Below are 6,593 nucleotides of genomic sequence, written 5' to 3'. Positions count from 1 at the left end.
TCAACCTTGCGGAAAATCTGGACTGCTTTGAATTTTACCCGGAGATTGAAAGCGATACATGGACGGACGAGGAGGGCAACACCCACACTGACAGCTACCGGGTATTATGGCAGTGACTGGGCCGCGCTGGAGCAGGACTTGCTGGAGCGTGTGGAAAACTACCAGCAGCAGTTCTCCGTCAAGGTGGCGCAGATTGAGGCCCCCGGCCTTTACAAGTATTATTCCACCCAGCGGCCCGTTGACATCGGCACGTTCCCCAAGCCTGCAGGCAACGCCCCGGACGAAATCGTAAACTACGACAAGCGCGTATCCGTGGAGGGCGGCGCGTTCCTTGCGTGGGGGCATGTCCTTTAACAAGCTGAGACACATTGGGAAACTGATCGGACAGTATCTCCCTGCCTGCAAGACCATCGGCTGCTTTGCCCGGGTGACGGACGTGGCCAGGAAGACGGACCGGGAGCTGGGGACCCTCCGGGATCTGGGGTACACGGGCCTCAGCCTTGGCGTGGAGACGGGGTACGCCCCCTCTCTCCGCTTTATGGACAAGGGATACGGGCCGGAGGACATCGTGGAGCAGGCCCGCCGCCTGGACGGAGCCGGGATCGGCTATTATTTCATGTACCTGGCGGGCCTCCCCGGGGCGGGAGGGGGCGTCCGGGGAGCCGCCGCCTCGGCAGCGGTTTTCAACCAGACCCACCCCAAAATCATCGGCTCCTCCATGCTTACCGTCTTCCCGGAGTCCCGGCTGTATCAGGAGATGCAGGCGGGAAACTGGACGGAGGAGAGCGAGGTGGAGAAGCTGGAGGAGGTCCGGACCCTGGTGGAGCGGCTGGAGACCCCTGTGTGGTTCGCCACGCTGGGGGCCTCCAACGCCGTAGTGGTCCAGGGGGACCTGCCCAAAGACCGCTCCGCCCTGCTGGCCAAGCTGGACGCAGCCCGGGACCCCGCCCGGGAGCAGGCCCTGCGGCAATACCGCAAAAGCCTTCCCCACCTGTGAGGTCTATTTGCTCTGGGCCCGCAGCACCTCTGTCATGCGCTGGGCAAGGAGCCGGCCCGCCAGGGCCGCCTCCTCCGGGGCGTTTCCGGCGGCCCCTACCTCCACCAGCAGCGACCCGGTGGTGGCGTGCTGGTTGTACCGGGAGTTGCGCAGCAGCAGGGGCCGCATCAGCGTGGGGTATTCTGTCAGGACATCCTGCTGAATGGCAACCGCCAGCCGCAGGTTTTCCATCCAGTCCGGGTGGGTCAGGCCGCTGCCGTCGCTGCCCACCACCAGGGTCATCTGGGCGGAGGTGCCCACCCCCTGGATGGGAGAGACCACTTTGTACTGGTTGCCCTGGCCGTCCTCAATGGCGTCCCGGTGGACATCCAGAATAAAGCGGATGGAGGGGTATTGGGCCAGGTAGCTCTGAATGGCCGCCAGGGCCCGGTCATAGGCCCCGGAGTAGGAGGGGTAGTCGTACAGCGTCCGGTCGTGGAGGACGGAGATGCCCGCCTCGCCAAACACCGCCGCCATCTCATCCCCCACCTTCACCACGTTGTAACGGGTGTCCGTGGTTCTGTAATCACCGGACCAGGCCACCTCCGTCCCCGGGGCGGGAGTGTAGGCCTCGCTGCCGTGGGTGTGGATGATTAAAATCTGGGGCTCCTCTTCCGTCAGCGCCGCCGCGAAGGGCTCTCCCAGAGCTGTGAGGGGGATCTCATGGTCCGTGGAGTTGCTGATGTAGGCCCGCCCGAAAACGGTGTAGCCGCTGGGGTCATTGGGCACCAGGGTCCGGGCAGGGACGCCGTTGTCCGCTGCGGCGGCGTCCGGAACGTCCAGGGGCGTCTCCTCCACCGGGGTGGGGGCGGCCTCCTCCGTCTCCTCATCTGCTGCGGCGGGGGGCGCGGTTTCCGCGCTCTGCCACAGCTCCGCCACCTCCGCCCGGGCGGACAGCAGCAGCGGCGCCTGGCTGATGGCCAGCACGGCGGCGGGGGACAGCTGGTCCTGTGTCCACAGATCCCCCAGTTCCCACCGCAGCGCCCCCATGGGCAGGGAGCTCCGCAGGGCGGAGACGGCCGCCGCAGCGGTGTCGCTGCCGGCGGTAACCGCCGCCGCCCACAGCACCGCCAGCCCCAGGACCCCCGCCTCCAGCCGCCGGAGGAGCCCGGCGGGGAGAATGGGCTTTTTTCTCATGTGCATCACCTCTGGGACAACCTATGCGGCGGCGGCAGGAAATAGAAGAGAGCGGAGGTCTTTTGCCTCAGACGTTGAAAAAGCGGCCCCAGTCTCTGGGGCCGCCTGCCTTATGGCATCGCTTTGATTTTCGCCTCTGCGGCCAGCTCCGCCGCGGTCAGCGTTCCGGCGGCGTCCAGCAGGGCCGTGCGGAAGCTGCCGGGGCCCCGCCCTCCGAAACGCTCCTCCGCCCGGCGGGCGCAGGTCTTCCAGAAGGCGGAGGCCAGCAGGGCCGCGGCCATGGGCTCCGGCTCCACGGCGGAGAACACGCCGCACAAGGCCGACAGCATACACCCCGTTCCGGTGACGGAGACCATCTGCCCGCTGCCGCCGGAGATGCGCCAGAGGCGCCCGCCGCCGGCAACCAGGTCTTCCGGCCCGGAGAGGAGGACGGCAGTCCGGTACCGCCTCGCCAGCGCCAGGGCGGCGGCGGACCGCTCCTCCAGGGAGGCGGGGGCGGGACTGTCCACCCCCCGCTCTCCGCTGGCGGTCCGGAGCAGCGCCTGGGCCTCCCCCAGGTTCACCCGGAGGATGGAGACGGGGAAACTGTCCAGCAGTGTCCCCACCCGCTCCAGCCGCCAGGGGCTGGCCCCCACGCCCACCGGGTCCAGGACCGCGGGCTGGTTCCGGCGGGCCGCCTCCCGGCCGCGGAGGAGACAGGTCCGGAACCGGGCCTCGTCCGGGGTGCCGGTGTTCAGCACCGCGGCATCGCTGGCGGCGGCAATGTCCGCCATCTCCTCCGCCGCGCAGGCCATGATGGGACTGGCCCCCGCCGCCAGCACCACGTTGGCGCAGTCATTGGCAGAGACAATATTGCTGACACAGTGGATCAGAGGCCTGCGGGCCCGGATATCGTCCAGACGGGTGAAATCCGGCATAGGGGCTCCCTCCCTCAAAAATGGATCTCCCGGGACGGCCCGGTCAGAGGACCGGGCCCCGCGGGAACTGCCGCGGTCAATGCTCCAGCGCGCCCCGCATGGCGCCCAGGGCCCCGCTCTTTTGCAGGGCGAATACCAGCGCCCCCGCCAGAACGGACCCGCCGGCGGTGGAGACCAGGAAGGGCGCCACATAGGCGGTAAAGGCCACGGTCCCGGCGTTTACGCCCATGAAGGCCACGGCGACGGGCCAGGACAGGAGCCCGCCGATGATGCCGGTGCCGAAGACCTCCGCCGCCAGGGTCAGCCAGAGATTTTTGGACTTCCACCAGGCCAGGCCGCACAGCAGCGCGCCGCACATGCTCCCCGGGAAGGCCAGCAGGCTCCCCAGGCCCAGCAGGTTTCGCAGGAGGCTGGCCGCGAAGGCCGCGGCCACGCCGTACCAGGGCCCCAGAAACACGGCGCAGAGGATGTTGACCATGTGCTGCACCGGGGCGCACTTGCTGCCGAACACAGGGAAGGAGAACATACTGCCCACAACGGCCACGGCGCACAGCACACCGGCCAGGGCCAGTTTTTTCGTAGAATTGCTCCTCATAAAAATAACTCCTTTGAATCAAAAGAACCGCAGGGAGAAAACGGCGGTCAGCCAGCAGCGTTTTCCCCTTGCACGGCAAGGTAACAGGCGGCGCCTGTCTGGAAATTCGGTCGGGGCTTGCTGGCCCCCTCTCACGCCGGAACACGGCTTCCCATCGCTGCTTTGCGGCTGGGGCCCAGGGCGCTCCCCCTCGGCCCGCTCCCGGCGAACCGGGACGCCTGTTGTGTACCTCTCCCCACACGCTCCTCTCACAAAGAAGTCAAAAACAGCGGATACCCGGGTGGGTATCCGCCGTGTCGGAACATCCATGAAAACTTCCTACGGTGGCATTACCCACATCAGGTAAAAGGGTCGAAGCGCCGCTTCCTCTCAGCCTTCCGGCTCCCCTGTTTTTCATGATCATTATGGCATTTTTCGGCGGGGCTGTCAAGAGGGGTTCTCCCCCTTTTTCTTTCCCGGCCAGATGAGACTGACGCCGGAGAGCAGAAGATACACGCCGAAGGGCTTGCGCAGCAGCTCCACGTCCAGGGCCGTGGCGGCCCAGGCCCCCGCCAGGGCCAGGATCACCGCCGGGGGAACGGCGGCTTTGAGTGTGGGCTTGTCCAGATAGCCGTTTTTCCAGTGGCACACCAGGGCGCTGACGGCGGTGGGCAGAAAGAACAGCAGGTTGATCCCCTGGGCCGTCCGCTGGTCCACGCCCAAAAAGAGGGTCATCACCAGCAGCAAAAGCGTCCCGCCGCCCACGCCCCAGGCGGAGATGACGCTGGCCCCCAGCCCGCAGAGAAAGGGGAGAATCCAGTCCGTCACAGCAGATATTTCACCCCCGCGTAGAAGAGGAAGGCGGCGAAGAGCCACTTGAGAAATTTGGTGGAGATTTTACCGTAGAGCTTTCCGCCTAAGAAGCCGCCGATGAGCCCCCCCGCCAGATACGGCAGGGCCGTTACGGCGGACACACCGCCCCGCAGCAGATACACCGCCGCCGACACCAGGCACACGGGAAAGATGACCCCCACGCAGGTGGCGTAGAGCCTGCGCTGTTCCAGAGCGCCCCAGCGGGAGAGGATGGGGAGAAACACCATCCCCCCGCCGCCGCCGAAGAGCCCGTTGGCGGCCCCCGCCGCCCCGCCGGCAATCACAGCGGGCCAGTTATTTTTCTTCATAGGAACCCCTCCCTCGTATGTACCCGTCTCCAGGGTGGACGGGCGGCCCGGACGGGCCGCCCCGTCCACAGGGAAAGGGGCCAGGGAAAACCGTAGGTTTTCCCGGTTCTTTTGCCGGAGGCAAGAGAAGAAATTCAAATTATTTTCGCCGCGGCGTGTACGTGGCGAAAATACCTAGACCCGTGCGTCCTTGGGGCGCACACACCAGCGACCGATGTCACTGGTGGTGGGGGTCCTCCAGGGGGAGCCTGCTCCCCCTGGAATCATTTCAGCTTGAAGCTCTGGCAGTCGGTGCACTCCACCATGGTGGGGTTGGTCTCGTGGGTGCCAACCTGGATGGTGTTCAGGCCGCAGTACTGGGTGTCCTGGCAGTGATGGGCGCAGTTATTGACGGTGCACTTGATGCTCTGGTTGGGGGTGCAGGCGCAGCCGCCGTTGGTGCAGTCTCTGGTCATGATCCATTCCTCCCGATGTGTGATATTGAAGTACTGAACAAAAGCTCCGCCCGCGGCGTGGGACGGAGCCTTGTTCCGCCTGGCCGCGCGCCGTGCTCTCGATTCAGTGGCGTTAGTGTGCGCGGGCGGCGGAGAAACTATGTATCGCTTTTTCTGGGGGAAAATTTTTCACAGGCGGGCGTGTCGGTTTTCCTGGATTTCAGCCGCGGATGGGCGCAGTGGCCCTCATAAATGGGCACGAATTGGGATCGTTTCTCTTTTACATAGTGCTGAACAAAGTGTTTGCAGTTTTCGCAGGTTGTATTTGGCATTTGAACACCTCCAATCTATTAAAAATTCAAAATTGCAGATAATTGGGAGACGGGGCGTCAGGGGGGCGGCCCAACCTCTGCAACCAGTATATACTCCTTTTTTTCATATTGATATGTTATAAATTATGTTATCATTAAAAAACACCAGGACAGCAAATACCAATATAAAAAGAGGAGGAGCCGTAAGGCTCCTCCTCTTCCTTCTCTCCATACCGCCGGAACGGCGTCAGGCCTGCCCCCACTGGGCCAGCTTCCCCTCCAGGTCCTCCCTGGGGACATACCCCACGGAGACGCCCTTCAGCTGCCCGCCCTCAAAATACGCCAGGGTGGGGATACTGCTCACGCCGTAGGACGCGGCCAGCGCTCCGGCCTCGTCCACGTTTACCTTCACCGCTTTCATCTTCCCCTCATACGCCTCCGCCAGCTCGTGGACCACCGGGGCCATCATCCGGCAGGGGCCGCACCAGTCGGCGTAAAAGTCCACCAGCACGGGGAGGCCGGAGTGCAAAACCTCCTGCTCAAAGGTCTTTTCATTGACTTCTCTCATGTTCATTCTCCTTTTTCCCGTAGGATTTGTAGTAGAGCATACAGTGGCAGAAGCCCTCAAAATTGGGATCCTCCACCTGGTCCCGGAACTCCCGGCACATGCACTTGGTGGCCTCCGTCCGCTCCAGCCGGCAGGGGCAGTAGCCCCCGGTGCGCTTCAGGCCCTCCCGCACGGCCTTGACCACCTCGGCGTCCGGGTTTAGCGAGATCGCCGCTTTCATGCAAAACACCGTCCTTTCTTTTTTGATTTAGTATATCAAAAAAGGGGGGCGGTGTATGTGACCGAATTACATTATGGGAGAAATTTTCGCAGCTTCTCCGGGTCCGTCAGCTCCACCCGCCCCCGGCCCAGGGAGACCACGCCCTCCTCGGCCAGATATTTCAGCACCTTGGAGACCACCTCCCTGGCGCTGCCGATATTCCGGGCGATCTCGTC

At 64.3% G+C, this 6,593-nt stretch carries 11 protein-coding genes and 1 riboswitch; of the genes, 2 read left to right on the top strand and 9 right to left on the bottom strand.

Translation table 11 applies throughout. The annotated features are described in order from the left end of the window. Window positions 1-138 precede the first annotated feature (138 nt). Both QZ326_RS10550 and QZ326_RS10545 read left to right on the top strand, forming a co-directional pair. Window positions 139-354 (top strand): hypothetical protein, encoded by a 216-nt coding sequence (locus QZ326_RS10550; RefSeq protein WP_295744958.1) that lies wholly within the window; start codon window positions 139-141, stop codon window positions 352-354. Further along, on the top strand, window positions 344-997 hold the full coding sequence (locus tag QZ326_RS10545) for a radical SAM protein (protein WP_295744957.1): 654 nt from the start codon (window positions 344-346) through the stop codon (window positions 995-997). The genes QZ326_RS10550 and QZ326_RS10545 overlap by 11 nt, the downstream gene beginning before the upstream one ends. A gap of 3 nt (window positions 998-1,000) precedes the next feature. On the opposite strand, the gene spoIIP is transcribed toward QZ326_RS10545, so the two are convergent. The 9 genes from spoIIP to QZ326_RS10500 all read right to left on the bottom strand — a co-directional run bounded on the left by spoIIP (window position 1,001) and on the right by QZ326_RS10500 (window position 6,587). After that, the gene (spoIIP, locus tag QZ326_RS10540) at window positions 1,001-2,173 is read right to left on the bottom strand and encodes a stage II sporulation protein P (protein WP_295744955.1); all 1,173 of its coding nucleotides are present in this window, start codon (window positions 2,171-2,173) and stop codon (window positions 1,001-1,003) included. A gap of 110 nt (window positions 2,174-2,283) precedes the next feature. Further along, window positions 2,284-3,090 (bottom strand): hydroxyethylthiazole kinase, encoded by an 807-nt coding sequence (gene thiM / locus QZ326_RS10535; protein ID WP_295744953.1) that lies wholly within the window; start codon window positions 3,088-3,090, stop codon window positions 2,284-2,286. 76 nt (window positions 3,091-3,166) lie between these two features. Beyond that, on the bottom strand, window positions 3,167-3,685 hold the full coding sequence (thiW, locus tag QZ326_RS10530) for an energy coupling factor transporter S component ThiW (RefSeq protein WP_295744951.1): 519 nt from the start codon (window positions 3,683-3,685) through the stop codon (window positions 3,167-3,169). 298 nt (window positions 3,686-3,983) lie between these two features. Beyond that, a riboswitch (TPP riboswitch) is annotated at window positions 3,984-4,083 on the bottom strand. Window positions 4,084-4,111: 28 nt separating this feature from the next. Further along, window positions 4,112-4,492 carry a sulfite exporter TauE/SafE family protein gene (locus tag QZ326_RS10525; RefSeq protein ID WP_295744948.1) on the bottom strand — a complete coding sequence of 127 codons (381 nt, stop codon included), beginning with the start codon at window positions 4,490-4,492 and terminating at the stop codon, window positions 4,112-4,114. Further along, complete coding sequence (locus tag QZ326_RS10520; protein ID WP_295744946.1) at window positions 4,489-4,845, bottom strand: TSUP family transporter; 357 nt, start codon at window positions 4,843-4,845, stop codon at window positions 4,489-4,491. The genes QZ326_RS10525 and QZ326_RS10520 overlap by 4 nt, the downstream gene beginning before the upstream one ends. Before the next feature lie 263 nt (window positions 4,846-5,108). Next, a complete protein-coding gene (locus QZ326_RS10515; protein WP_016322484.1) occupies window positions 5,109-5,300 on the bottom strand; it encodes a DUF1540 domain-containing protein in 192 nt (63 codons plus the stop codon). A 537-nt stretch (window positions 5,301-5,837) separates the two neighbouring features. Then, window positions 5,838-6,158, bottom strand: a complete 321-nt coding sequence (gene trxA / locus QZ326_RS10510) for a thioredoxin (protein ID WP_295744943.1) — start codon at window positions 6,156-6,158, stop codon at window positions 5,838-5,840. Further along, a complete protein-coding gene (locus tag QZ326_RS10505; protein WP_295744941.1) occupies window positions 6,142-6,378 on the bottom strand; it encodes a ferredoxin-thioredoxin reductase catalytic domain-containing protein in 237 nt (78 codons plus the stop codon). The genes trxA and QZ326_RS10505 overlap by 17 nt, the downstream gene beginning before the upstream one ends. A gap of 71 nt (window positions 6,379-6,449) precedes the next feature. Next, window positions 6,450-6,587 carry a helix-turn-helix domain-containing protein gene (locus QZ326_RS10500; RefSeq protein WP_365329070.1) on the bottom strand — a complete coding sequence of 46 codons (138 nt, stop codon included), beginning with the start codon at window positions 6,585-6,587 and terminating at the stop codon, window positions 6,450-6,452. Window positions 6,588-6,593: the final 6 nt, after the last annotated feature.

The sequence above is a fragment of the uncultured Oscillibacter sp. genome (assembly GCF_910587525.1).
Lineage (GTDB): Bacteria > Bacillota > Clostridia > Oscillospirales > Oscillospiraceae > Oscillibacter.
Note: the sequence above shows the minus strand (reverse complement) of the source record. Positions and strands in the feature narration are given on the sequence as shown.

Bases quoted from the DNA above. Each gene is read 5' to 3' on its own strand.
- QZ326_RS10545 (WP_295744957.1), top strand. From the start codon at position 344: ATGTCCTTTAACAAGCTGAGACACATTGGGAAACTGATCGGACAGTAT.
- spoIIP (WP_295744955.1), bottom strand. From the start codon at position 2,173: ATGAGAAAAAAGCCCATTCTCCCCGCCGGGCTCCTCCGGCGGCTGGAG.
- thiM (WP_295744953.1), bottom strand. From the start codon at position 3,090: ATGCCGGATTTCACCCGTCTGGACGATATCCGGGCCCGCAGGCCTCTG.
- thiW (WP_295744951.1), bottom strand. From the start codon at position 3,685: ATGAGGAGCAATTCTACGAAAAAACTGGCCCTGGCCGGTGTGCTGTGC.
- QZ326_RS10520 (WP_295744946.1), bottom strand. From the start codon at position 4,845: ATGAAGAAAAATAACTGGCCCGCTGTGATTGCCGGCGGGGCGGCGGGG.
- QZ326_RS10515 (WP_016322484.1), bottom strand. From the start codon at position 5,300: ATGACCAGAGACTGCACCAACGGCGGCTGCGCCTGCACCCCCAACCAG.
- trxA (WP_295744943.1), bottom strand. From the start codon at position 6,158: ATGAGAGAAGTCAATGAAAAGACCTTTGAGCAGGAGGTTTTGCACTCC.
- QZ326_RS10505 (WP_295744941.1), bottom strand. From the start codon at position 6,378: ATGAAAGCGGCGATCTCGCTAAACCCGGACGCCGAGGTGGTCAAGGCC.